General features: G+C 60.6%; 21 protein-coding genes and 4 pseudogenes. 18 read left to right on the forward strand and 7 right to left on the reverse strand.

All coding sequences use genetic code 11. The features are described from left to right. Positions 1 to 170 precede the first annotated feature (170 nt). Both LCY71_RS11680 and LCY71_RS11685 read left to right on the forward strand, forming a co-directional pair. A complete protein-coding gene (locus tag LCY71_RS11680; RefSeq protein ID WP_225335912.1) occupies positions 171 to 932 on the forward strand; it encodes an Lrp/AsnC family transcriptional regulator in 762 nt (253 codons plus the stop codon). A 1,018-nt stretch (positions 933 to 1,950) separates the two neighbouring features. Then, entirely contained in the window at positions 1,951 to 2,319 is a 369-nt protein-coding gene (locus LCY71_RS11685; protein ID WP_225333321.1) for a DUF7344 domain-containing protein, read from the forward strand. A 23-nt stretch (positions 2,320 to 2,342) separates the two neighbouring features. Here the strand turns inward: LCY71_RS11685 and LCY71_RS11690 are convergent, their stop codons facing one another. Next, positions 2,343 to 2,798: a response regulator gene (locus LCY71_RS11690; protein WP_225333322.1), complete on the reverse strand. Its 456-nt coding sequence runs from the start codon at positions 2,796 to 2,798 to the stop codon at positions 2,343 to 2,345. A 163-nt stretch (positions 2,799 to 2,961) separates the two neighbouring features. Between LCY71_RS11690 and LCY71_RS11695 the strand changes: the two genes are divergently transcribed. Then, entirely contained in the window at positions 2,962 to 3,315 is a 354-nt protein-coding gene (locus LCY71_RS11695; protein WP_225333323.1) for a hypothetical protein, read from the forward strand. Between the two features lie 210 nt (positions 3,316 to 3,525). On the opposite strand, the gene LCY71_RS11700 is transcribed toward LCY71_RS11695, so the two are convergent. Beyond that, positions 3,526 to 3,780 (reverse strand): hypothetical protein, encoded by a 255-nt coding sequence (locus tag LCY71_RS11700; RefSeq protein ID WP_225333324.1) that lies wholly within the window; start codon positions 3,778 to 3,780, stop codon positions 3,526 to 3,528. 2,172 nt (positions 3,781 to 5,952) lie between these two features. On the opposite strand from LCY71_RS11700, the gene LCY71_RS11705 reads away from it, so the two are divergent. From LCY71_RS11705 to LCY71_RS11720, 4 genes are all read left to right on the forward strand, one after another. Beyond that, positions 5,953 to 6,120, forward strand: coding sequence for a hypothetical protein (locus LCY71_RS11705; RefSeq protein ID WP_225333325.1), 168 nt, complete (start codon positions 5,953 to 5,955; stop codon positions 6,118 to 6,120). A gap of 142 nt (positions 6,121 to 6,262) precedes the next feature. Continuing rightward, on the forward strand, positions 6,263 to 6,865 hold the full coding sequence (locus tag LCY71_RS11710) for a hypothetical protein (protein ID WP_225333326.1): 603 nt from the start codon (positions 6,263 to 6,265) through the stop codon (positions 6,863 to 6,865). Beyond that, the gene (locus tag LCY71_RS11715) at positions 6,843 to 7,094 is read left to right on the forward strand and encodes a DUF8150 family protein (RefSeq protein ID WP_225333327.1); all 252 of its coding nucleotides are present in this window, start codon (positions 6,843 to 6,845) and stop codon (positions 7,092 to 7,094) included. The genes LCY71_RS11710 and LCY71_RS11715 overlap by 23 nt, the downstream gene beginning before the upstream one ends. 720 nt (positions 7,095 to 7,814) lie before the next feature. Then, the gene (locus LCY71_RS11720; protein WP_225333328.1) at positions 7,815 to 8,945 is read left to right on the forward strand and encodes a serine hydrolase domain-containing protein; all 1,131 of its coding nucleotides are present in this window, start codon (positions 7,815 to 7,817) and stop codon (positions 8,943 to 8,945) included. Positions 8,946 to 9,115: 170 nt separating this feature from the next. Here the strand turns inward: LCY71_RS11720 and LCY71_RS11725 are convergent, their stop codons facing one another. The 3 genes from LCY71_RS11725 to LCY71_RS11735 all read right to left on the reverse strand — a co-directional run bounded on the left by LCY71_RS11725 (position 9,116) and on the right by LCY71_RS11735 (position 14,317). After that, entirely contained in the window at positions 9,116 to 12,817 is a 3,702-nt protein-coding gene (locus tag LCY71_RS11725) for an ATP-binding protein (RefSeq protein WP_225333329.1), read from the reverse strand. Between the two features lie 298 nt (positions 12,818 to 13,115). Continuing rightward, positions 13,116 to 13,274: a DUF7837 family putative zinc-binding protein gene (locus LCY71_RS11730; RefSeq protein WP_225333330.1), complete on the reverse strand. Its 159-nt coding sequence runs from the start codon at positions 13,272 to 13,274 to the stop codon at positions 13,116 to 13,118. 731 nt (positions 13,275 to 14,005) lie between these two features. After that, positions 14,006 to 14,317: a hypothetical protein gene (locus LCY71_RS11735; protein WP_225333331.1), complete on the reverse strand. Its 312-nt coding sequence runs from the start codon at positions 14,315 to 14,317 to the stop codon at positions 14,006 to 14,008. A 25-nt stretch (positions 14,318 to 14,342) separates the two neighbouring features. Here LCY71_RS11735 and LCY71_RS11740 point away from each other — a divergent pair, with 25 nt between their 5' ends. Both LCY71_RS11740 and LCY71_RS21700 read left to right on the forward strand, forming a co-directional pair. Continuing rightward, positions 14,343 to 15,104, forward strand: coding sequence for a hypothetical protein (locus LCY71_RS11740; protein ID WP_225333332.1), 762 nt, complete (start codon positions 14,343 to 14,345; stop codon positions 15,102 to 15,104). A gap of 154 nt (positions 15,105 to 15,258) precedes the next feature. After that, positions 15,259 to 15,558, forward strand: a pseudogene (locus tag LCY71_RS21700) (hypothetical protein); the annotation flags it as partial. Positions 15,559 to 15,628: 70 nt separating this feature from the next. Here LCY71_RS21700 and LCY71_RS11745 read toward each other — a convergent pair. Continuing rightward, on the reverse strand, positions 15,629 to 17,551 hold the full coding sequence (locus LCY71_RS11745) for a right-handed parallel beta-helix repeat-containing protein (protein WP_225333333.1): 1,923 nt from the start codon (positions 17,549 to 17,551) through the stop codon (positions 15,629 to 15,631). Positions 17,552 to 17,703: 152 nt separating this feature from the next. Between LCY71_RS11745 and LCY71_RS21880 the strand changes: the two genes are divergently transcribed. From LCY71_RS21880 to LCY71_RS11775, 8 genes and pseudogenes are all read left to right on the forward strand, one after another. Then, a complete protein-coding gene (locus LCY71_RS21880; RefSeq protein WP_505706967.1) occupies positions 17,704 to 17,913 on the forward strand; it encodes a DUF8069 family protein in 210 nt (69 codons plus the stop codon). Continuing rightward, positions 17,871 to 18,182 (forward strand): annotated as a pseudogene (locus LCY71_RS11750) (DUF7437 domain-containing protein); the annotation flags it as partial. The gene LCY71_RS21880 and the pseudogene LCY71_RS11750, both read left to right, overlap by 43 nt. Before the next feature lie 49 nt (positions 18,183 to 18,231). After that, entirely contained in the window at positions 18,232 to 18,630 is a 399-nt protein-coding gene (locus LCY71_RS11755) for a type II toxin-antitoxin system death-on-curing family toxin (protein WP_225333335.1), read from the forward strand. Positions 18,631 to 18,663: 33 nt separating this feature from the next. Next, entirely contained in the window at positions 18,664 to 18,834 is a 171-nt protein-coding gene (locus LCY71_RS11760; RefSeq protein ID WP_225333336.1) for a hypothetical protein, read from the forward strand. Between the two features lie 100 nt (positions 18,835 to 18,934). After that, positions 18,935 to 19,111 (forward strand): annotated as a pseudogene (locus LCY71_RS11765) (single stranded DNA-binding domain-containing protein); the annotation flags it as partial. A 521-nt stretch (positions 19,112 to 19,632) separates the two neighbouring features. Next, positions 19,633 to 19,833, forward strand: a pseudogene (locus LCY71_RS21705) (heavy metal translocating P-type ATPase); the annotation flags it as partial. 200 nt (positions 19,834 to 20,033) lie between these two features. Further along, positions 20,034 to 21,932: a hypothetical protein gene (locus LCY71_RS11770; protein WP_225333337.1), complete on the forward strand. Its 1,899-nt coding sequence runs from the start codon at positions 20,034 to 20,036 to the stop codon at positions 21,930 to 21,932. A 321-nt stretch (positions 21,933 to 22,253) separates the two neighbouring features. After that, the gene (locus LCY71_RS11775; protein ID WP_225333338.1) at positions 22,254 to 23,381 is read left to right on the forward strand and encodes a beta-N-acetylglucosaminidase domain-containing protein; all 1,128 of its coding nucleotides are present in this window, start codon (positions 22,254 to 22,256) and stop codon (positions 23,379 to 23,381) included. Between the two features lie 7 nt (positions 23,382 to 23,388). On the opposite strand, the gene LCY71_RS11780 is transcribed toward LCY71_RS11775, so the two are convergent. Then, a complete protein-coding gene (locus LCY71_RS11780; protein ID WP_225333339.1) occupies positions 23,389 to 23,658 on the reverse strand; it encodes a hypothetical protein in 270 nt (89 codons plus the stop codon). Positions 23,659 to 23,700: 42 nt separating this feature from the next. Between LCY71_RS11780 and LCY71_RS11785 the strand changes: the two genes are divergently transcribed. Beyond that, positions 23,701 to 24,693, forward strand: a complete 993-nt coding sequence (locus LCY71_RS11785; protein WP_225333340.1) for a helicase-related protein — start codon at positions 23,701 to 23,703, stop codon at positions 24,691 to 24,693. Positions 24,694 to 24,718: the final 25 nt, after the last annotated feature.

Genomic DNA, 24,718 nt, shown 5'->3' on the forward strand with positions numbered 1-24,718 from the left:
CCATGTGCGGGGGCTGGCCCTTCCCAAACATAAGAATGTCGGTGTGTTTACTCGATCCGAAAATATCACCCGATCATTCTAGGGTTACCGTAATCTAGCGGTACTATTTTACTCAACGGTGAATGTCCTCGGAACGGCGGTGTCAAGTAATGCCCGAGTATACTGCCGGCATGGACTACCGGCTCGACGAGATCGACCGACGGATCGTTTACGAGTTGATGCGGGACGCCCGCGACACGTCGGCGCCGGAGATCGCAGAGCAGGTCAACGTCTCTCCGGGGACTATCAGGAACCGGATCAACCAGCTCGAGGACCACGGGATCATCAAGGGATACGCGGCGTCGGTCGACTTTGAGCGCGCGGACGGGCGGCTGACCAACCTCTACATGTGCAACGCCCCCATCTCGGAGCGGGAGTCGCTCGCCCGCGAGGTCAGCGCCATCCCCGGCGTGATCAACGTCCGCGAGCTGATGACCGGCCGGCGAAACCTCCACGTGCTGGCGGTCGGCGAGGACACCGAGGACCTCCGCCGCATCTCGCGGGCCCTCTCCCGGCTCGGGATCGACATCGAGGACGAAGATCTCGTCCAGACGGAGACGACCAGCCCCTACGACGCCTTCGGACCCGACGAGGATCGCCCCGCCGCCGGCGCGACCGACTTCATCAGCCTCGCCGGTGACGCCAGCGTCGTCGACGTGACCGTCCAGTCTGATGCGCCAATCGTCGACCGGACACTGGCGGACGCAGTCCAGTCGGGCATCCTCGAGGAGAGCTCGCTGGTGATCGCCATCGAACGGGACGACCGAACGCTGACCCCGCACGGTGAGACGGTGATCCGCCCAGACGACATTGTGACCATCCTCTGCCGGGGTGGCGACCCCGAGCAAGTGGTGTCCGGATTCGTCGCCGACGGAACCCGGCCGGAACTGTGATCCGCGTCCTCCTCCAGCGGCTGTTTCCGACGGACGCCTCGCTGTACGAGTGTCGCCAGTGCGGGACCGCGATGGCGGAACGCGCCGAGGCCTGCCGGAATGCGAGGTCCCTGAGATTGCACGCTACGACATCGACGAGTAGGATCGTGGACGTCCGACCGGGGACGAATCGATCGGGAAACTACGACTGTCGATCCGCCGGCTCGTAGACGAACCGCTCGACCGGGCCGGCGATTCGGCCGGTTCGCAGTTCCCCGTCGCGTAGGGGCCGATCACGACCCCGGTGAATCCACTGTCGACCTCCGTCGAGAGGTACGTCGCCCGTGCTTCGGCCAGTTCCTTCCCGTCGACGAGGAACCGGTACCGCTCCGCCCGGCGTCGATCCCCAGCGCCACGGGCTCCTCGACCGGTCTCCGGGCCACCGCCTCGGTCGCGTCGCCGATCCGCAGGCGGACGACCGCCTCCCGCCGGTCGCCCCCGACGACGCACAGCGCACAGGGTGCCGTTCCTCCACCACCGGCGCGACCCCCGCCTCGTCGCCCGGAGCGGAACTGAACCGCACGCACTCTCCGAGCAGTACGACCGTTCATACGGATATTGCCAAGCGCTCTCACACCCGGGACAACGGCAATTTGAGGCGACTGGAGGTCAAGAATTAGTAGTATGGGTGTCACGAAGTCCTCCCCTCATATATTAGGTGTTTCATTTATTGATGTGCATGTCGTCAGGTATGACGATGAGTGTTCTTCAGCAACTCCAGGGATTCATACGGTCTCAAAACCAGCCAGAACAACCAGACGACACTGAAAGGCAGTCAGAATGTCTCTATCACTGTGATTCGTGCAATCAGACGTACGTAAGCAGGACGATGGAATCGTGTCCCGGGTGCGAAGGCGCTATCGAAAACGTCCCGACCGGACGAGACCTCGGACAGGTCTGAAACCGGCGACTCCACAGGCCGGCAAAAATATTTGGCCGTGGGGTTATGTCCGTAGCTTTACTTCTCTGAAGTAGATCAATGTCCTATACGCTTGCTGGGGGAGACACGGAAGACACGCGGATCGACGCTCAGGAGGCTGCACGTGAGGACGCTCTCGATACCTACTTCACGGTCCTTTCGAACCAGCGCCGTCGCCGCGTCCTCGACTGTCTGCGGGAGTACGAGACGCCGATAGCGCTGGCCGACCTGGCGGACGAAGTTGCTGTCCGCGAGTACGATTCCCCCGTCACCGAGATCCCGGCCGAGGAGGTCAAGGAGATCTACGTCTCGCTGTACCACGTCCACGTCCCGCGGATAGCGGATGCCGACTTGATAGAATACGACCAGGAAGACGACCTGGTGACGCTGTTGGACGACGGCCAGGAGCTGATCGAGGTCATCCCGTAGCAGCGATTCGGGACCGCTCGGTCTCAGTCGTCGCCGGTACGAAGAACCGACAGCCGGAACTGATCGAACTCGCTGATCACGTCGAGGAACTCGCCCGGATCGACCGGCTTCTCGATGACGGCGTCCTCGTCTGCGTCGTGATCGAGGTCGCGAGATTCGATGACGTCTTCGTCCATTCCGGAGAGAACGATAACGGGGCCGTCGTCCAGTTGGGGATGATGTTTGATCTCGTGGAGGACGTCCTCGCCGTCCACTCTGGGCAATCGGAGGTCTAACAGGACCATGTCCGGACGGGGCGCATCTTCGTAGTCGCCCCGGCGGTGAACGAAGTCCAGTGCTTGCTGGCCGTCGGCAACTGTGTGCAGTTGGTTGTTGATGTGACCGTCGCTGAAGGCCTCTTCGACGAGGCGTACGTCCCCTGGATTATCTTCGACCAGCAGTATCTCCGCCTCGTCGGGAGTGGAGGGCCGGCGGTCCATGCGTGGACCTACTGGTGGGGGAGCATAAGCGACTTGGGTGAGAGGACTCAGAAATCAAGTGTTCCCAACGTAGTGGCTGAAAACTACGTACGCCGGCTGAACGGCTCGCCGAACTCCAGAACCGGACTCGAATCTTTATATTCTAGCGGGAGTTATTCAATTAATGGTACTCGATCCTCTGGGCACTGCGGGGACCGGGTTCTGTCTCGGTATCGTCACTCTCGCGTTCGTGGTCCTTCGTTTCGTGACCGCGGACATCCACGATACGACCGCTTGGGCTGCGTTTCGGGTGGGCTACCCGGTCAGGACGATAGCAGTCGTCGCCTGTCTGGCCGCCGTCTTCCTCGCAGTCGGGCGGCCGGTCGGCACGGTCCATCTGATCGGCCGGACGATCGACACTGCCACCATGCTGAGCGTCGGCCTCTGGGGGACGCTAGTTGGCCTCCTCGTCCAGGTGGCGCTGCTACTGGGCCTCGTCCTCGCCGATCGAACCGTCACTGGCTTGGGGGTCGAGTAATTCCCGTGCACTTCGCCAGTCAGCTCCTCTACGTCGCGGGATATCTGGGGGCATAACTGCGTAACCACTGTGTTACTAGTACATAGAATGACAGAAAACATCCTACACGAGGACCAATCGCGTCGCAAGCGCCGACGGATTTCAATCTTCTTTTGACAACCGCCAACCGTATCGGGAGAGGTGAGCGGGTCGCGATCGACGACTAGAGCGTCACTCGTCAAGCTGGGTCGCATCGACCACTGTGAGTAGTTCAGCAGTCAGTGCATCGAGGACGTCATCGTGTTCTTCGCGTCTGCTATCTGGTGACGGTTCCCAGAGTTCTAGCTTGTATTCGCCGGCCGCAGTCATCGTCCTGTTGACCGTGTTCATCATTATAACAGAATTCCGATATATGATGGCTGCCCGACGTTCGTTGACCTCCAGATATTCGATTCCGGCAGCATCGAAACCGGCGCTGAGATCCACCTGTTCAGAGAGTGCATAGCGCTAGGTTGGTCCATCGTCCCCCATCCTGCTCCACCCTTCTTTCTCTCTGTACTAGTGTTGCACGAAAGTTGGACTTGGGTCAAGTTGTCCCGATTGCGATGTCCTCTTAGCTGATGGCCTCGCCACAACCATAACTAATACTATAGTAACAAATTTATTATTAATCCGGTGTTTCGACGCTACGATGTGAATCTTTGCTTTGGATATTCACCCTGTCCTGTGTTCGACATACCGGACGCGTATTTCGCTGTACTTGCGCCCATATTTCGTGATTCTGTACCCACGGCGTGATTTTCCTAATCGGATTTCAGGGCGGTTTGAGTCGGTTACAACCGATAATTTGCTCAGCTCCAGATTTCCTATTTCGGACAGATGCTCCGGATGTTCGACGTACGCGGCTCGTTCTTCTCCAGGCTGATGTGGACAGGAATTGTCGATACGCGGACGTAGACGCCTTGTAGGGGCGTATCTTGGCTATCTCTGGATCGTTGACCGACTACGAAATCCAGACTGCATTCTCGTTCCGATAGCCTCGTGCAATCCCTCCGGCGGCTGTGAGCGACGAAGTCGCTCAGTTGGTCGGCCCTCATAGTCGTTTCATACCCGAAAACAGAGCTATATGGAGCGTTAACTACCGGTTTGGTGGGGTCATATTCTGATTCTCGTCCGGTAATAGAGAAGAGGCCAACGAGCAACAAGAACTAGACAGACCATCCAGAGCGCGACCCACGCGTACATAAACACTCGAGAGAGCTGCCAGATCCGGAGAGCAGACCAGAACGAGGGACGAGAGACAGGCGATCGAGACCGACCAGATACCCCATCCAAGCGTTCCTAATCGGTCGCCGTCGTGCGGTTAGCCGATCGCGGACGAGTCGACTGGAATCGACGCAGCGACAACCACAGAGAAACGACCGACAAGCGCCCCAGCAGTCCATAGCACTTCGAGCACGACCTGGGCGGACGGCTCCCCGCAAACCGATACATCGTCGCGAGAACCCTACAGACGGCGAATAGGCGGACGCTGGCAGGGGTGCCAACACCGCAGACTATACTGCCGTCGACGAACCGACTCGACCGGTCACGTATCCACACCAGCACGCTCTGCCCCCCTACAGACCACCGGGCTGCACTCGTCCTAATCGGTTGCAGTCTGGCGATTCTGGGCTGTCGAGAGCGGCCGAACAACGGGGGATAACCCCGTCCGGAAGTGCCCTCTGAGTTCTCGCTCGATGCTCGCTGGTCGCCTGTACGACGCCCGTAACTGCCCGTCACGGCTGCTTCTAAGTCGTTCTTGGATACACGGCAGGTCCTCTCCGTCGTACTCGCCGCCCTCGCCCTGCCACTAGTTATCTCGGTTCCTCATTCATCATCCTCTCTTGCGGACGAGCGGGCTATCTAGGAACCTCCGAAGACAGGCGGAGGGCTATCGAGCGCACCGCTCTGGGTATACAGCGCCGTTTGAGTATCTAGGATCCCCGCTGATGACTATCGGCGGACGCCGATCGACAGTCAATCACCGTCGACGGTGTCACTCCTGCCCCGATCAACAGCACTCGACTGTTCGAATCGAGCAGCGCCGTCGGTATTCCGAGAAAGTATCATATGATCCATCATACTTCACAACGGTCAGCAGAATTATGATAATCTGTCGACGGGCGCAACGCCAGCGTTACGGTGGGGCCGACGCTCCAGTTGTACATGGTCGGCGGTCGTGTGTCCGGGACTGGGGCCCGCTTTCCACTCGAGGTCAGATCGATCAATCGAGGAATCCATCGTGTTTCTCGCGATAGTCGAGGGGCATCCGTCGACGCGTACTGATGGGCCGAGATGTAGTGTTCATGTAACATTCCATATCTATAGGGTATGTGGTGTTTCGCCCTTTCGCGACGGATCATCGGACCGATTGCGAAGCCTCATAGCCGTCGCTGGTCAGTCCCCTCGCGGTCTCCATCTTGGGTCTCGGTTGCACCGGAGTCACGTACTGGTCTCGGGTTGGGGCTGATGGAGATTGGACGGGTCCATCCACCAACGCCTCAACGAAGACCACCCCGGGCAGCGCGGACCGGTTCTCGTCGCAGCGCGTAATTTATTTGCCCCCGAGAGTGGTGCGGGCACCCTCGCGTGCCTGCAGTGATTCCAATGACTACCATGGACGACGATGTATTCTCCGACCTTGCAGCGGACCTCGAAGCGTGGCTGGCGACGCAGTCCCAGGATGGCGCCCCCGATCTCGTGCTGGTCGGACTCCTGCGCGGCTACGCCGACGAAATCGAACGCCACGGGTACGTTCCGCGGTCGTGGCTGTCTGACGAGTAACGATTCACGGTTCACAGACATCAGCAACGGTATCGACCCAATCACACGGATCAGCAAGTCCAAGCGTCTCCATTGAGACACCACCACACGAGCATGAGCAGCACGAACTCCACACTCACTCCCGTCGACGAGTTAGCCTAACATGAGCGGGCTCGAGTTACGGGACGGGACCCTCGTCGTCGATCGCGAACCGAATCAACTCGACGAACTCGCGATCGCGTTCTCAGAGCTTCTCGACCAGTTCGATATCGACCACGTCTACATTGCTGGCTACGTCTCGATACTCGCCGGGCGAGCAAGGTCGACGGAAGACGTCGACGTACTCATCGAACCAATCGCGGAATCGACTGCTGAGGAGCTCGCTGCGACGCTGGACGAGCAGGACTTCTGGGGCCCGGCGATGCCCCTGTCGTCGATGTACGAGATGCTTAACAACGGCGACAACATCTGGGTTGCACCAGCCGACCAGATAACGCCACATCTCGAGGTCAAGTTCGTCCGCGACGAGTTCGACCGAGCTTCCCTCGACAATGCGATAGAGGCCCGGATTAGCGGTGAGACGATCCCGATCGGTCCCTTCGAACTCCAGATCGCCTACAAACTCTCTCTTGGGGCCCAGAAGGACATCGAAGACGCAGTCCACCTCTACACGTTTTTCGAGGAAAGCCTTAGTGGCTCCCGCATCGAAGAGTGGGTACAGCGACTCGGCGTCGAAGACGAATATGACCGACTCAAACGTGCGTGACTATATCGACGGGAAACACGCTCGCGACCGGGAGCAGCGCATCGAGTCCATCAAGCGCTGGGTCGAATACATCAAGTCAGAACCGCCTGAGAAGTGGGGCCCACAGCAGAACGCAGTCGTCAACGGCCAGCTTGAGGCCGCCCAGAACGCGCAAACGTCAGCAGATCACCAGCAGCACGTCTCTGACATAGCAAGTGACATCCTGGCCGTACGCGACGATTCTGACTGAGGCCAGCGGGTTGCGGCTAGCACAAGTCCGTCCTTCGAGACACCCGTCTGTTCTATGGAATTCTCGTCCTCGCGTTCAAACACCGAGATCGAGAGCCGACTCTCCTTACGAACGACCAATCGTTCGCCGAATTGCAGCCGACTGCGCACTCGCTGCCCGAGGTCGGTCTCGAATACGTTCCGTAGCTCGTCGATCAGGTAGATCATTCGACGATAGTTCCCTAGTATCCTGCAGTGAGACAGCTGGTCAATACAGCCACCTTTTTCATCGTCGGGTGGCCTCGCTCCGCTCGGCCACCACTCCTCGAAAAACGTGGGCGAAAAAGGCTGAACGCTCGCTTCGCTCGCGTTCAGTGAACCGCGCTCACTGCGTTCGCGCGGATGCTACGCTCAGTCCACACACCTACTGAGCGGCTGTTCCACTCCGAATCGGACAGGGAGAATATCCTCGATGCGATTAGTTGCTTCGGTCAGTACAGAGTACACACCTATCGTTCGATCCAAAGCACATACCTTGTAAAAACTGTCATTCTATTAGAAGAAATCTAGTAGAGTTCCGGGATCTCCTCATTCTCGTCGGTACTGGTCATTGTCCAATCTACCACTCCTATCCCAACATTCCTGAGAACCTCTCGAAGTACGATTTCTTGTAGAAGACATTCTTAGGAGCCGGGTGCGATACCGCTATTTAATATCTCTAGAACTACATATTTCGAACGTCATGGAACGCCACAAAGCCAAATCACGTCTGGAATCCAGGTTACAATCTGCCGTCGAAGACAACTCTGACCTCCACTCTGCGTACTTGTTGGTACATTCCGATAGCCGTGACCTACATTGGAATCTGGCCACCGGGCAGGCGGGAGATGTCGAGGCCGCTCCAGAGCAACCCTACTACGCAGCCAGCATCGGCAAGACCTTCACCTCGACACTCGTGGCTATGCTCTCCGACGACGGCCAGCTCAGTTTTGACGACTCGATCTCGGAGTATCTATCGGAGTCGATTCTCGATAATCTTCACACGATCGGCGGGACAGACTACACCGGCGATATCCGCATCCGTCATCTCCTCGGTCACACCTCTGGGCTTCCTCATTCCCTCCCCGAAGGTGGAAAAATGTTCTTGAACACGCGATTAGAAGAATCTCCCGTGGGGAAGACGCTGTTCGACGAAATGTTAGAAGAACCGGACCGGACGTGGGAACCGGAGGAAACGATCGAATGGGCCAAACAAAATCTGGAACCCCACTTCCCACCCGGCGAGGGCTGCTACTATTCGGAATTCGGATACAACCTGCTCGGATTGATCATCGAAAATGTGACCGGCCGACCGTATCACGAGGCTCTGGAGGAATTCCTTTTTACTCCATTAGAGATGGAGCACTCGTACTTACCGCCGTTCTCGGAACCCGCAGTGGACAGCGCGCTTCCCACAGCCCCGTTTTACATCGAGGAAAAGAAAATCGATGTGGATGATGTACCCGCGTTGAGTGCCTTCTATGCCGGTGGACAAACGGTGAACACCGCAGAAGAGCTGTTCCGGTTCCATCAAGCCTTGGTTGAGGGTAAACTCGTATCCGGGGAGACGCTGCAGGAGATGCTACAGTGGAACAAACTGTGGCAAGGAATCGACTACGGTTACGGCGTCGTCCGTATCCGCCCTTTGCCGTTTCTCAAACGATTCCACTCGTGGGGGGGACTCGGGGCGAGTAGTGCATTCATGGTGTATAATCCCACTATTGACGTCTACCTGGTCGGGACATTCAACCAGTGGTCGTATATGCGGAGGAGCATGATGTTTCTCTTCCAAACGCTACGGTCAATCGCAAAGGTGGAGCGGTCCGGGCAATAGCCTTGCAGGCGATGAAAATCTACTTTTCGAGTTAGCAGTCAGGAGCTTTAGGTACCGAGCTTTGCCATATTGGTGAGTAATCGATACGCACGCTGTATTGGGTGTATTTTACAGTTCCAGTGGCTATATAGTTTATTTCCCTGTACCTTGTCTACTTCTCATCCGTCTTCTCACTCGTCCTCGTCGATCTGGTTCAGCAGATACCGGATCGGATACATCGCAGTCAGTCCGGGCGTGTCGATCCGGAAGTCCTGCGGCGGCGTCGTGTTGCTGTAGGTCTTCTCGACGCGTGGCTCGCCCTCGATGGGGTCGTTGAGCGCACCGAGGACGTCGTGACCGGCCGACTGGGTCATCACGATCCAGATGGCTTCCTCGGGCTCGCAGGCGGCGAGTTTGTCATAGTCCTCGGGGACGGCGCGGTGGTAGTCGTTGTTGACCCGCTCGACCTCGACGGTGACGGTGATTTCACCGTCGGCGTCGAGGCCGACGATGTCGAGTCGCCGCTGCTCGGTCTGCTCGGCCACCTCGGCCAGCGAGTCGGCCTCCTCGCCCGTCCCCATCGCCAGCGACGCGGGGACAGTGGTCTGCTCGTCGTCGGGTTCGTAGTAGGGGACGACCTCGACGACGTCGGAGTCCTCGTCGGCGACGTACTCGGCTTCGAGGTGCTGTCGGCCGGCCTCGACGGCCATGACGTGCTGGCTGGACTCCTCGAGGTCGCCGACGCCGTGGCCGTAGTCGATGCCACGCCGGTAGCTCTCGCCGATCGCCGAGCGGCCGTCCGGGGTGACCGTGTACAGACGATGGGGATGGTCCGCGTCGTGACGCAGCAGGTCGGCGTCGATCAGTTCCTGGACGGCCTCGGAATCGATCCCGACGTACTCCTGCAGCCGGAGCATCGAGTCCCGCAGGAGGTCGTACTCCAGTGGGTCGTAGCGGAGCTGCTGGGCGTTGTAGACGGCCTGCAGGAAGAGCAGCTGGCGGTCGGTCCAGTCGCTGGCCGCCCGCTCGTCGGCAGAGAGTTTCAGTGGGACCTCACAGATCGGGACGTCGTCGCGGTCGACAGCTTTCAGGGTGTGACAGCACTCGATCACCCGTCGCATTCCCCTGCTAGTGGATGCGTACCGGTTGCCACAGAGCTCGCAGACCAGCGCGTGGACCTCGGCGTCGTACTCGACGGGTTCGGGCAGGCGGTTGGTGTACGGCAGCGCGCTGTCGATGTGGCCAGAGGGCGTTTCGAGTGCCTGATCCGTCTCGGCAGAGCTGGCCTCGGTAGTACTCGGCGAATCCAGCGTCAGTCCTGCCTCGGCCCTGGTGCGGGCTTCGAGGTCCCGGCGCGTTCGCTCGAAGGTCGGATCCGCGTCGGCCGTGCCCTCCCGGTCGGGATGGCCAGGAGGCAGCGGGAGCGACTCGACGCGGAACGGCCGGGGTTCGCGGTCGCCGAACCCCGCGGGCAGGCTCACCAGCCACTCGCCGCGGGAGAGCGCCCGGAGGCGGTTCCCGACCGCGTCGGGATCGTAGTCGTCGGTGGCCAGCCGACGGGCGAGTTCCCGGTCGACGGCGACGTTGCCCGTGACGATCGTCGAGACGTTGTTGAGCACCTCCTGGTAGACCCGCTCGCTCTGCGAGCGGAGCTGGCCGGGGAACTGCATCGCCAGCGTCATCGAGCAACCGAAGCTTCTGGACTGGGCCAGCAGTTCCTGGAGGAGGTTCGTGACTGCGACGCTGGCGGCCTCCTCGAGGTAGACGTTGACCAATGCGTGATCGTTGTCGGTGTCGGGGACGCTCTCGTTCTCAGCATCGTCGTCCTGTGCCTCGCTCTCAGTGTTATTCTGGTCCCGTCGCCTGAGGGCCGTCCAGAGGTTCGACAGGAGGACGAGCGTGAGAACGCGCTGGGCGTGGCTACGAAGCCCGCCCGTATCGACGATGACGACGACGTCCTCGTCGAGGTAGTCGGCGAAGTCGAACTGTGGGTCGTCGAGGCCCTCGGGGACGTGGTTGAACAGCGCCGCGAGGCGGCGGTCGGCGGGGATCTTCTCGATGCGGTTGGCGACGCCCTGCATGATCTGGTCGAACGCGCGAGCGTCGTTGGCGACGACGCCGGCGAGCATCCGCTCGAGGTCGTCGTTGGAGACGGTCGGCGCCGACTCTCGCTCGTGCATCTGCCGGACCGAACTATGGAGTTCCGAGTGGGCGAACGCGTCGTCGCCGCTGACAGGATCGAACAGCGCCTTGACGAGGTAGCGGATGACGTCCGGGGAGCGGACGGCCTGGTCGAACCGCTCCTGGCCCATGATCTGGGTGAGCATCTCCAGGTAGTGGTCGACCGTGTCCTCGACGGCCGTGGTGCGATCGACGCCAGCCGCTAGTTCGTCGCGGATGTCAAACACGGAGATGGCCGGGATGACTTCGGCACAGTCGAAGTACAGCACGTTCTCGAGGTGGCCGTAGCGCTCGTAGTGGGCTCGAAGGTAGTCGGTGGCCATGCCGTCGCCCTTCGGGTCGATGAGGATGTCGGCGCCGTCCGTGGCCGCGTAGTTGTGGAGAATTGCGGTCAGGAGGCTGGTGGACTTGCCCGATCCCGTCTTCCCAAACCAGGCGAGGTGGAGCGGCTGGAGCTCCGGTGGGAGGGTGACCGGTTCGTCTCTGGCCGTGGCGTTCTGGGTCTGTGGGCGGCCCAGGGGGAGGCTGCTGTCCTGGTACGTGGTGAGGACGTCGGCAGGCGGGGCCGGGGTGGCCTGGCGTTCGCCCGGTATTGGATCGAGTGCGCGCTGGCCGGCTGCGGTCAGGGCGGTGCCGTCGACGAGGCAGAAGCTGCCCACCTCGGTCGCGTCGGCGACGATGCCTCTCGACGTAGTGTTCATGCCCGGGAGGCGAGCGGTGAGACCGTCGTAGTCGGGCTGGTGGACGGTGCGGTCGCGGATTGCCTCGAGGATCCGTGTGGGGTCGTCGGGTTCGGTCGCCACCACGTCGTAGGTCGTGTGCCCGACGTGGCCGAACGCCGTCCCGAGGTCGTGGGCGAGCGTAGTGGTTGTGGGGGAGTCGTGGACGAGGGCTCTCGCGTTGACGACGAACGAGCGGCGGGCGTTCTTGGCAGCGAGTTCCTCGAAGCGCTGTCGGTCGGGTGCTGGCGGCTCGTACTCCTCGGCCTGGCCGACGAGTGCGGAGACGATGGCGTCGCTGGTCGCGTCGGTTCCGTGTTCGAGGGCGTGGCGGCGTTCTTCGGCCTGGGCCGTCCAGTCGGCCATCGGCTCGAGCAGGAGCTGGACGACCGCTGGTGTGTCGGCTTGTGCGAGGATTTCGACGAGGCCGCTCAGTGGCACGCGATGGTCGTCGGCGGTCGTCGAGCCTCTGTTCGTGGTGGTGTCGACCGTCTCGGTACTGGCGTCCTCGTAGAAGGTCGTGAACGGGGTCAGGCGCGTCTGCCAGTCCTTCGGGTGATCTGGGCGGCCGTGGAACTCGACGGCGCTGTAGTCGGGTGTGGCGTCTGTGTCGGTGTGGAGCAGGTCGACCGCAGGGTGGACATCGGTCTCGGTGAGTTCGTAGCTCGTCGGGAGGCAATCCCGCAGCGTCCGTTCGAGTGGCGCGAGAAGTTCCGGTGGGTCGATGGTGACCGCGTACTCGACGGTGGTCTCGTCTGTGGGGTCGGCGACCAGGAGGACCTCGATCGTCGGGGTTGGAGAGCCCGGTGTGAGTCGATCGAGGAGTGACTGGTCGGCGGGGTGGTCGAGCTGGTGGAGGCGCTGGAAGCCCGTGCTGATCGTTCCCGGGTCCAGCGGGTCGTCGGCCGGTGTGATCGTGAGGTAGGTCGTCGTCTCTGGGGTTGGGAGGGATTCGTCAGGATCGTTAGCTGGTGAGTCGCGTCCAAACCGCATTGCTGATGTTAGTTACACAGTCCGAACTCAGTGATTTATGTATTGCCATCGACCCGGGTGATTGGCATGCTGCTGTGGCCGATAGTGGCTGGTCGCTCGTGAAGGGGAACGCGATGAAGGGTGAACGAGGGTGATCGTGGTGCGTGGATACTGACGTGATCCCGCGGTTAGGTGTATCGAGGTGGCTGGGGTAAGCTTTCTGGCTGTATCGAACGTTCCGTTGCCACCCGTGGTTCGGATGCCGATCGACCGTTTCGGTCGCCAGGGGGTTGTGTGACGGGGTACAGAACGTAGTGCGTCACGCTGGTTCGACGACATCGGTGCATTGGGGGCACTCTGCGAACACGCCAGTCGAGCCGTCGTCTTTCTCGTACTCGATGAGTCGGTATACCGGTGGAACCTCGCTCTCGCAGTGCGGGCAGGTGCCCAGCGCCGCTTGATTGTAGTCTGGCGTCATCTATGTAGGGACGGTAGGACACATGATGCGTGTGATAGTGCTGTTCACTGTCTCAAGTGTCTCATACTCCCGTGGAATGTTATAGCTTATCATGGGTGTAGATATGGATCGGAAAGGTGTGGCGGAGTAGCTGGGTAGAACTCCCCCTCTATTGATGAGTGTTGGTTCTGCGAAAGGGGGCAGATCGCAGGAGAGTGGATGGTGGGCATGTTCGACGATGTGGCGTGGTGGTGGACCGCTTGAAAGCCCCACGGCGCTGGACGGCACCTCAGCGGGATATCCTCGCTGCGCTCGGATAGGGCCCGCTGACGTGGCCGCCAGCGCCGTGCCCCTTTCAGTCCCGCCCAGTGGGGAGTTCCGGCCCACCTGCCGGTGGCCGGCCTGTACCCTCACTCCCGCCCTCCAGCGCGCTCCCTGCGGTCGCTCCCCGCCCACCTCCACGTTCCGGGCGCTCCGCGCCGGGCTTTCGCAGGTGGGTTATATAGCCAGTCTGAGCATTTCTTCTTTATATAGGAATGCGCGGAATATGTGGATGGTGGAAATTGGAGTTTTAGGGCCTGTGTTCGTACTATATGGAGTAATTGCACTATACTAATTCCAGTAATTTTATAAGGTATGAACTCAATGAAATATATGTAGGAAGACACCTTACGGACGCGCCGGACGCACCGCTCTCGGGCGGTCACGTCGGCGCAGAAGTCCGGGTGCTGGAACACCCGAACGGTGTCTTTCTACGAGGGAGAAAGACGATGCAATCTAGCAAATCCAGCGGTAAGAAAGCAACGGGTATCGATCAGGAGATTCGCCTCGGCGCGAAAGTCGAGGGGACCGAAACGCTGCTCGAACAGGTCGCCGAAACCCAGCACGGCGACGAACTCGATTATCGGCTCAACCGGGGCCACGATTCCCGTGGCTCGCACTACGCTCGGCAGACCGATTACGACTGGACGCGCTCGACCGAGGTCGGTCCCGATCGCCGCTTCGGCGAGACGCTCGCCCAGCAAGAACGCCGACACGGTCGGGACGCCGAACAGGCCCGGCATCGGGAGGCGGCCCGCGATGCAGACGATGCAGGGATCGACCGAGCTGCGTCGAGAACTGACCACTGCCGGGCAGGCCCAGCGTCGGCGGGACTTCTGGGAGCGGAAGCATCTCGCTGCCGGTCGGCAGACCGTGACCGTTCCCACGGGGAACTATTCGCGGACGGTCGATCCGCGGCGGCATCTCGAACGGGACACGCTGGCCGAGATTAATTCGCACGCCCATCGGATTGCCCAGCGGTTCGACGTGAGTCGGGCCGGGATTGCCCGGCGACTCGCCGAGGAGTTCGACAAGCAGAGCGTGGACGTCCCCGGGGCCGTGCTGACGGTCCTCGACGGTCTCAAAGACGATATTGGCGTGCCGACGTCAGTCGACGACATCGACCCCGAAGGCGAATCGGTGACTGTCGAGGGACGGATTACGACGCTGTTCGATCCGGCAAGCCCGAACCAGTACCAGGTGGGCTATCTCGAAGACGACGCCGGCAACCGGGTGAAGGTCACCGTCTGGGTACGGTCGACCCACGGCCCGATGATCCGCACGCTTCGAGAGGGCGACCGGGTGCGTATTGTCGACGGCAAGCCCGGGCAGTTTGCCGGGACCAAGACCGTCGCCGTTACGAGCGAGACCTGTCTATGTGTGCTTGAGCAGGGTGAAGGACCTGCTCCGACTGGCGAGTGTCGGATCGCAATGGGCTGTAATGGCTCCCGCGTTCGGATGGCCGCGTGGCGAGCTGACGCACCCACTCATCAGTGGGCGAACGTCCGGAACGCAATCGGGCAGAGCTAGGGCATACCCATCCTAGCCTCAGGGACTAGCCTTACGGCATCGTACTGTCTCGAGATCCTTTTCAGCGCGGTAGAGACGAGCGCATTGAGATTATACAGGATTGTTAGGACTGTGGCTGGCACGAAGCACGCTATATACGCGTCCAATCTATCCACCAGACTCGCGACCGACGTTCGGCCTCGACGACGGTGAAACTGATGGCATCATCCTCGCGAACGCGATCGATGTCGACGGACTTCTCACTGACGAGTTCGGCGGGACGAACTTCCCACTGATTCACGCCGTGCTGTAGGGGCCGCGGATCATCCCGACGCCGCGGCTCATCGTGGATTACGCTCGGAATGGGCATCCGAGCCACGAGAAGGTTCGAACGCTGATCACGACGATCAGCCCACATCGGAGCTGGGAGGCCAGCCCCTACGTCACGCAATTGCTCCAGCGCCTCGACACGTGAATCAGCACTTCCGGTCCCATTTCGAGGTCTGTTTCTGGTTTTGATCTCTCACCGAGGCCAGCAGCAGCTACTACTCGAGAGATGCACTCGTTGATTCGCCGTCGATCCGGAGTGCATTGTCCTCCATGGTGACTTCGCTGCTGTCATTCCGCTGGCCGAAATATTGCAGGCGGTCACTCGTCCCCTCGACCGTGTTGTCCACGATCGTGACATCACGGGCCTTCGCCACCGAGATCCCGTATGGGCCGTAGTCGAGACGGTTCACGTCGGCGATCCGGTTCCCCGCTACTTCGATGCCCGCGGCGTTCTCGATGTCGATTCCGACGCCGGCGGTCATCTCGATGTCGTTGTTCAACAGGCGGATGTTCCGGTTCGGTTGGCCCTCTTCGGGAACGTCCTGTCGAGTCAGGAGGTGTATCCGGATGCCGGCTGGGTGGTCGCCAGCGAAATACACCATCCCCGCACGCCGGATCGTATTGTTCTCGACAGTGACGTCGTCGACGTAGCCCTTCGGCGCGAAGTTCTCGTCGTTGTCACACTCCAGCTCGACGGGATTCCGCGAGGCACCGTCGAGGACGTTCCCTGTAACCGCCCCGTTGCGAGCCACGACGCGTACGAGAATGCCACGGTGATCCCGCAACTCGTTGTTTCGGACGGTGAAGTTCTGACTTCCAGTCTCTCGGTTCCCGATGTAGTCGCCAACTGATAGCGTCTCTGCGATCGGTTCCTCGAACGTAATCGTCGCTGGTTTCTCCCGGCTTCCTGGTGAAGAGAATCGCGACTCGTAGTATGCGATCGCCGGTAAGTCACCCAATCGAACGCCACTCTGGGAGAGCGCCTCGAGCGTATCGTCAGAACCGACGACGAAGGGATGAACACCCTCGACACCGACGGTATGTTCGTCGAGGAGTTCGGTCACGCTGGTGAACTTCTGCTGGACGACGATACTGTCGTCGAGCAGGCACTCGTGCCGGCACCCCTCGATGGTGGCACTTGACCGGCAGTTGACGATGCGGATCCCATCGGCGTCCGACGCTACCTGTCGGTCGCCGTCGGGTGGCGGGATGATCGTTGTTCTGCGGAATACCGGGTCCGAACAGACGGCCGCCGAGAACACCGAACCGCCGGACGCGTAGGCGGTGACGTCCTCAACTACCGGGCGCTCGGTCATGTAGAACGCCCATGCAGTACCATGGTTGCGCGCGACGACCGTGAGCCGATGGCCCACGGCTACTCCGTTCGGGCTCACTCCGTTACGGAGCGACAGCTCGAAACGCCTATTTCCCACGCTCTCGATAGACGAAAAGAACTTGTCGAATCCGTCCTCTTTGCGAATCCCCTCCACGAACGACCCGTCAGCCTGGTGAACGCTGGCCCACACCCGGGCAGCGTTATCGAACATCGCATTCGAGAGCGAGGGATAGCCGTCGTCTACGGCGAGGGTGATTCGCCGGCGGTCAGGCCCGAGGTCGACAATCTCCCCCTGGGTGAACGGAACGGGGTCGTAGTCCAGGGTGAGATCCCGGACGGTCACGTCACGGCCGCCCATGATCCTGATCCCCGTCCGCAACGGGTCGGTGAACACGAACTTTGCACCGTTGCCCTCGATGGTGACGTCGCCGATACCGGTCACCCGGGCATGTGCACGCTTGTTACCCGGTTCGACCTCCCGGAGTGGTTCGAATCGGTAGGTACCCGGGTCGACCTGCAGCGTGGCGTCGGGCAGGCTGCTGGCAGCGTGGAGGGCCGCCCGAAAATCAGCCAACGTCCCACCCGTGAAGATCCGTCCGTTGTTCGTGGTTGCAGTCGCCGTATTCGTGGGGGTAGGAGTGTCGGTGTCGGTTTCAGTGAACACGACGGTGGGGGTTTCAGTTTCGTTTTCCGCGGTAGTTGTACTCGAATTTCCGAAGGCACTACACCCTGCCAGCGATGTGGTCCCTCCCGCGGCTAGAGCCAGCAATTGACGACGGCGAAGCGCCTTCTCGTTGTCCATAGCACGCAGTATCACTTATATACAATAAGGGTGATGGGCAAAGATGCTCCGGGGATACGGCGCTTGCAGGGATTTCTGGTGAACACAAATCCGTTCTCTCTCTCCAGCGACAGCAAATTGGTGAGAGCAGGTGACAGACATCAATTCGTTGGATACAGGCGTTTGGTACTTTCGACGACTCGCCGGACTGCAACCTGGTCAACGATTTCATCGACGCGGATCTCGTCATTCCCGCCCCCGAGGACGATATCCTTGTCCACGAGCCAAGCAGCACTGCCCTCGACTCGACGGCTCAGCGTCCGTTTTCCACTGTGGCTGGACGGTCGCGGGCGACCGCGAATATACGATCATGCCGGCGCTGATCGACTCGGTCGGCCGGCGCGAAACCAACGACGACATCGATACCTGCATCGACCGGCAGGGCGTCGCCGGCCTCGTGACGGCGCTCACCTACGCCGTCGCCCGGGAATGCGGTGACGTGACCCACCGTCTGATGGTCGAGGAGCTCGATATCTCGCCGCTGGCCACGGAGATGATTCTCCAAGCACTCCGGTCCGTTATCCACGAGCATCACGACATCGACGAATCAGGGGCGTCGCTTGACGAGTTGGACGTCGATGACGAGGCCTGATCTCGACAGTTGAGAAACGGTTAACGGGAGGCGTGAGAAATTCGTGTGCGTGACGGACGACCTCACGTATCCGTCTGTGGAACTTGTTCTAGATCTCCACGAACAAATCGTAGCAGAGGGTGACACCACGGAACCGGGAGTTCGGTCTGAGGACGCGATTGACTTTGCGCTGCAGTATATTTCGGAGGGGTTCTTCGGGGAGGCGCCCGAGACGATCCACGATAAAGCGGTTCACCTGATGCGACTGCTGGTTGCGGAGCATCCATTCGTCGACGGAAACAAACGAACAGCGCTCCGAACGGTAGTCGTCTTCTATATGCTAAATGGGTACACGTTCGACTATGGCGATGAAATTCGAGCCCTCTTGCACCGCTTCGCAACTGACGACGCCACGGTCGATACAGACACTGCAGTCATCTACTTCCGGGCCTGTGCTCGTCGCAACTGATAAAGGGACACACTGAGTATTCTCTTTAGAGCAATGGCGTCCAGCACCGATTCCTCGACGGCGGTCGACGACGAGGTCCGCCAGCTGTACGAGCGGTACCAGGCGGCCGAGAGCGACGCCGAACGTCGCGAGATCGCCCTCGAAATGGGGGAGCTCGATGGACGACGCCACGCGGAGATCTACGCAGCGCTCGAAGACGAGTAATCCATCCCGATTACTCTGTGCTGCCGTCGCTATCGACGGGGCAGTCAGTATCCGTTATAGAGCGTGGGGTAGACGACTACTATGGTACATTCACAGGAGTTCAGGGACGATCAAGTTCACTGTTTGGAACAAGAGCAACCAGACGGTCGTGCAGGAAGGTGAAATGGTCCGGTTCCGGGCGGCAGCCAAGAACTGGTACGAAGGCCGGTGCTCAATCGCGCTAACTGGCTGGTCTGATATCCACTTCCCAGAGCGTGGCTGCTGGTGGGACGCATAGCCAGTTGACGCATTCTTCTCCGGTTCCTCGTCGTGGATGACATCGCCGTAGACGAATTCATGTTCATCCTTCTCGAACTCAGCCGACCGGGCGACTGCTCCGGCGACGAAACCTTCGGTTGTTCGGATCGTCTGTCACTCGCTTTCTGATGGGTTTCTTCCACCATCTCCTTTGAGTAGTATTGTTACGTTGTAGCAGGGTTAAACTCCCCGAGCTCTGTCTGGAGAATCTCGAATGCGTTGATTCGTCACTCGTTGCTTCGACCCAGCAGGTTCCGACTGAACTCGTCGTCGAGTCGCACTTCCTGAGGATGTGGCTCTTACCGGTGAACGCCTTGACTCTGTTCGGGAGATACACCGGATTGGACTTGGAGTCAACCCCGAACTGCTCGAACTGTTCTCCGAGGTAGCGCTGGAGGGGAACGGACGTGTTGATCTGCTTCCGGTTCGCGTGTGGCATCATCTTCTCGTACGTCTATCTGTCACCCAGACAGGCGTAGTCGATGTACGGCTTCAGCATGAGGCATCGGCGAAGTCCAGGTGGAACTGCTACCGGAAGAGAAAGTTGCGACGATCGAAGTATTGTTCTAACTACACAAGGGCATGATAATGGTCGGTGACGGTGTCAACGACGCCCCAGGACTCGCCACAGCAACCCTCGGTATAGCGTTGTGCGGCGCGGGAACCGACGTCGCGCTTTACACTGCCGACGTGGTCTTGATCTATCAAACGAGATATCACTACAGAACACGTCCCAGGAACGGGCACACATCGTGCTTTCTGGGGCTAGTTTTATTGACAACTAGTTATAATTTGTGTAGAGTATGACTCCTGACAACAAGAAGCGTCCAACTGTCGATCGTACCAGACGTCAAGTCCTGCAGACAGGTATCGCGGCGGCGGGTCTCGCTGGACTCGGGACGGTGAGCGCGGACTCCGAGTGCGCGCCCCGCCGGCATGAAGACCTCGCCACCGAGCGACTGGGCCCAGCCAGTCTCGCGACTCCCATCGTGACGGCCGAACTTGTGGACGACACCGTCTATGTCGTCACGCGCGGGCTGCGTCCACCTATTCTCGGAGCGTTCGACCTTGGTTCCCGGGAGATCACGAGCCACTATGAACTGCCGAGCGGTAGCGGTTCATGGGCGAGCACATCGATTAACGGCGGATCCGATCTCTACGTTGGGACGTACGGCGTCGCCGACCTCTACCACTTCGAGACGGACACTGCGGATCTCTCGCGGGTCGCGCGCCTCGAGGACGAGTCCTTCGTCATGGACATGGACGCCCACCCCGGCGACCAGCAGGTCTACGCCGGAACGTATCCGACAGCAAGCGTCTACGAGTACGATCAATCGACCGGTTCGGTCCGCGACCTCGGCTCGGTGGCGCCGGACGAAGCGTACGTTCGGAGCGTCGCCGTCACCGCGGACACGGTGTTCGCCGGCGTCGGCTCTCACGCGGACCTCGTCGCCATTGACCGGGCGACTGGTGAGATGGAATCCATCCTCCCGCCGGAGTTCGAGGACGACAGCTTCGTCTATGACCTGGAGGCGGCGGACGGGATAATCGTAGCCGGTACGGAACCGTCGGGCCGCTTGGCCGTCATCGACCAGGCGGACTACAGCTCCTACGAGATCGCACGTCCCGACGGACAGGACACCATCGACGCCGCGACGGTCACAAACGGGTCGGTGTACTTCACGGCGCGCCACTCGGGAGCAGTCTACAGGTACGATCGGTCGAGCAAGGAGATAACGCGGTTGGCGGTCCCGTCACCCGGCGACGAGACACGCGACCTGTTCGAACGCGACGGGACGCTCGTGGGGGCCGCCGGCAGTGGCGCCGTCTGGACGTACGGGCTCGACGACGACGCGGTGACGATTGTGGATCTCCAGTCAGCCGGCTTACCAGCGCACGTTGAGCCGCCGCAGTCGCTGGCGATGCTGGACGGTAACCCCGTGGTCGGGGGACACTGGCGGTTCACCGTCCACGACGTGGACGAGGGATCGACAACTCAGTTCCGAACGTACGGTGAGCCGAAGGCGATGACGGCGGTCGACGAGGAACTGTACCAGGCAATATATCCGGGTGCTATCATTGCGAAGTACGATCCGACGACCGACGAGGTCACGCAGACAGCCAGCGTGGGCAAGGAGCAGAACCGGCCGCGAGACGTCCACTACGACGCTCGGAGCGGATCGCTGTTCGTCGGGACGCGGCCGCAGTACGGAAAGATTGGCGGGGCACTGGTCAAATACGACCCCGATTCGGACGCCGTCACGGACGTTTACCGGAATGTCGTCCAGGACCAGTCGATCACGGCGGTCACGTCGATCCACGACACGGCTGTTGTGGGGACTGAGATCTACGGTGGAATCGGAGCCGAACCCGTCGCCGACGAGGCCAAGCTAGCGGGGGTCAACTCCCGGACGATGGAAAAGCAGTGGGAGATGACGCCGGTACCCGGCGCCGAGACCATCCGACACCTCGTCACCAGTCCGGACTCGTCCGCAGGTCGAGCCACCGTGTACGGCATCACGAACGACGGTGTGTTCTTCGCGATCGATCCGCGGACGCGCTCGACGCTCGCTCGCGAAAACGTCGTCGGCCGTGGCGGCGAACTCGTGATGCGCGATCGGTCGATACTCGGCGTCAGTGACCAGGCACTGTTCGAGTTCGACACCGCGTCGGACGAGTCCGCGGTGTTGAAGCGCGGCTTCGACGCCGGCTGGTACAACGAACCGCAGCTCGCGACGGACGGGTGTGCCGTCTACCTGCTCAGCAGCCGTGACCTGGCTCGCGTGACGGTCCAGCGGTAGCGTAGCGAAACGGACCCTGATTCGAACCCCTCGTCGACTCCCTCTCCGATTCGCCTCTCACCGCAGCAACGGCGAGTCGTGGTCTGCCCGGAACCTGGGCTAGTGGGTGCTCGGCCACAGACTTTTTATTATTTGATTTCTAATTAGTATTGAATTACAATTAATCAGCAACCATAGCGGAGGAAAGTGAGATCACTGACGCGACGAGGAGCGCTGAAAATCGCAGGCGGCGTTGCTGCGACGGCGTCGCTCCCGGCAGGAACTGCCGTGGCCACCGGTTCGGGCGACTCGTCCACCGACTACCCGGCGGAGATCGAACGAATGCTCCCGCAGCCGAAGGCAGTCGAGTATCACGGATCCCACGTTACGCTGGGACCGCGTGCCCTTATCGCGACGACGGCGAGCGCCGACGAACCCGCGGTCTCCCAGCTCGCGTCACACCTGTCCGAGTGGGGGGTCACGGAGGGAGAGGATCCGGTACAGGTCGTCTCGCCCGAGGGAATACGCGACACGCCATTCCTGTTCGTCGTCGACACGCGCGACGCGACGCCGGCCGTCGACGAGTATCTCGACGAGCTGGACGCGACTATCTCGTGGGGCGACCTGGGTGACGAGGGGTACACGCTCCAGATTGGTAGGGGGGCCGACGACCAGAAAACCGCCGTGCTGAGCGGGTCGACGTGGGACGGCATCTACAACGCCGTCCAGACGCTCCGCCAGATCGTGACCGCGGAGAGCAACCAGCACTGGGTCCCGACAGTCTCCGTCGACGACTATCCCGCTCCGTATCCGTATCGTGGCGTCATCGAGGGGTTCTATGGACCGCCCTGGTCACACGAACAGCGCCTCAGCATCATCGACTCTCTCGGCGATTACAAGCTGAACACGTACATCTACGCGCCGAAAGACGACCCCTACCATCGAGCCAAGTGGCGCGAACCGTATCCGTCCGACCGAAAGCGGGAGATCGGTGAACTGGCCGATGCCGCGGACAGGAACCACGTCGAGTTCATGTTCTCGATCAGCCCCGGCGTCGACATCGCCTACTCGAGCGACGAGGACTTTCAGGCGCTCGTGGCGAAGACGGAGGAGATCCGGGACGTCGGCGCGGACACCTTCGGGTTGCTCCTCGACGACATCGTCACTGAGCTAGAAGGCCAGGACGCCGAGCGCTTCGATTCGCCCGCCGAAGCCCAGGCGTACCTCATCAACCGCTACGACGACCACCTCAAGTCTAAGGACTCCGGTCACTGGCTGTACGTCGTCCCGACCGACTACTACCAGGCGGGTAGCACCGATTACCGCGAAACCCTCGCGAATCAGGTCCACGACGACGTCATCATGGGCTGGACGGGCGTTGGCGTCACCGACCCCGAGATCACGAACGAGGAAGCGGCGCGCGTGCGGGACGTGTTCGACCACGAGTTACTGACGTGGGGGCTCTGTTGAAATCCTATTATACAGACACTATTCTCGGTGAAATAGCCGATACAGTGATCACTCTGAGGATTTCAACAGGGCCGTCGGTTTCGAACTGACGGACGCCGAGCGAACAGCCTACCAGCGCCTGACGGACGCCGTCGTCGACGCGGTCTCCGACATCGAACGGCGACATCAGAACCGGCTCTACGACCTCAGCGGAAGCTTCGCCCGGAAGCTCCAGGTCATCAGAAACAACGCCGACGGACCGACGCCAGCCATCGCGGACTACTTCGAGTACACGCAAGAGCGACGCGAACTGATCGCCGATGCCGTTGCCCGACAGGCCGTGACGCTCGAGCTCCTGCGAGAGAGCGTCGCAAGCGACCGGAAGGCGATCGTCTTCCAGGAGCGGATCGAACAACTTGAACGGATGGTCGCACCCAGGGAGACCCGAGGCCGTAATAATCGTACCGGTGAGCTCGCCGACACCGATAACGACCGTGCTCAGCTCTACGAACAGTATCCCGAACTCGAGGAGATAGACGAGCAGCTGGAGGACCTCTTTTTCACGAGTAGTTATCAACCGGTGATGTACCACTCTGGCCACCGAAGCGAGGCCTGGAACGACTTCGTGATAGAGTGGTTCCGGGACGAGGGATTCGCCAACGTCATGCTGAGTGTGAAGGCACTCATCGAGGGCGTGGACGTTCCTAGCGCCGATGTGGGGATCGTCCGAGTCTCGTCCGGGAGCGTCAGGCAACGCATCCAGACGCTCGGGCGTGTACTACGAACGGGGAATGACCCGGATCGCAAGGCAGAGATGTACGTCCTGTATGCCCGGGACACCGTCGACGAGAACATCTTCGAGCGGTACGACTGGCGGCAGGAGCTTTCACAGGCAGAGGTCCGACACCTGACGTGGGAGACCGGCGAAGATAGCATCGACGGCGAACTCAGACCGGCGACCGACGATGAGATTCCGGATCCACCGACGGAAACGACCGTGCCAGACCCAGAGGAGCTAGAGCGAGGCGACGCGTACGACGGACCGAACGATGGGTTCGAGTTCAGCGTCGACGCCGACGGCAAACCGTTCAAAGAGACCCAGGACGGACGGCAGTACATCGAGGCCGATGAGTATCGTGACGTCGCCACCTACGTCCAGCGGCAGAAGGGCGGCGGCACCGTCGTGGTGAACGAGGCCAATCACGCAGTGACGTATCTCGGTGACGAGTGGGTGTTCGTAGACGTCGTCAGTGACCCCAGCGACATCGAGTACAGGGAACAAGACACGAGGGGGCTGACTGAGGAAGCCGATTTTGGGATCGACGACCTGTAATGTAGTACATCAGGACTGCCAGTTC

The organism is Halomicrobium urmianum, from assembly GCF_020217425.1.
GTDB classification, from domain to species: Archaea; Halobacteriota; Halobacteria; order Halobacteriales; family Haloarculaceae; genus Halomicrobium; species Halomicrobium urmianum.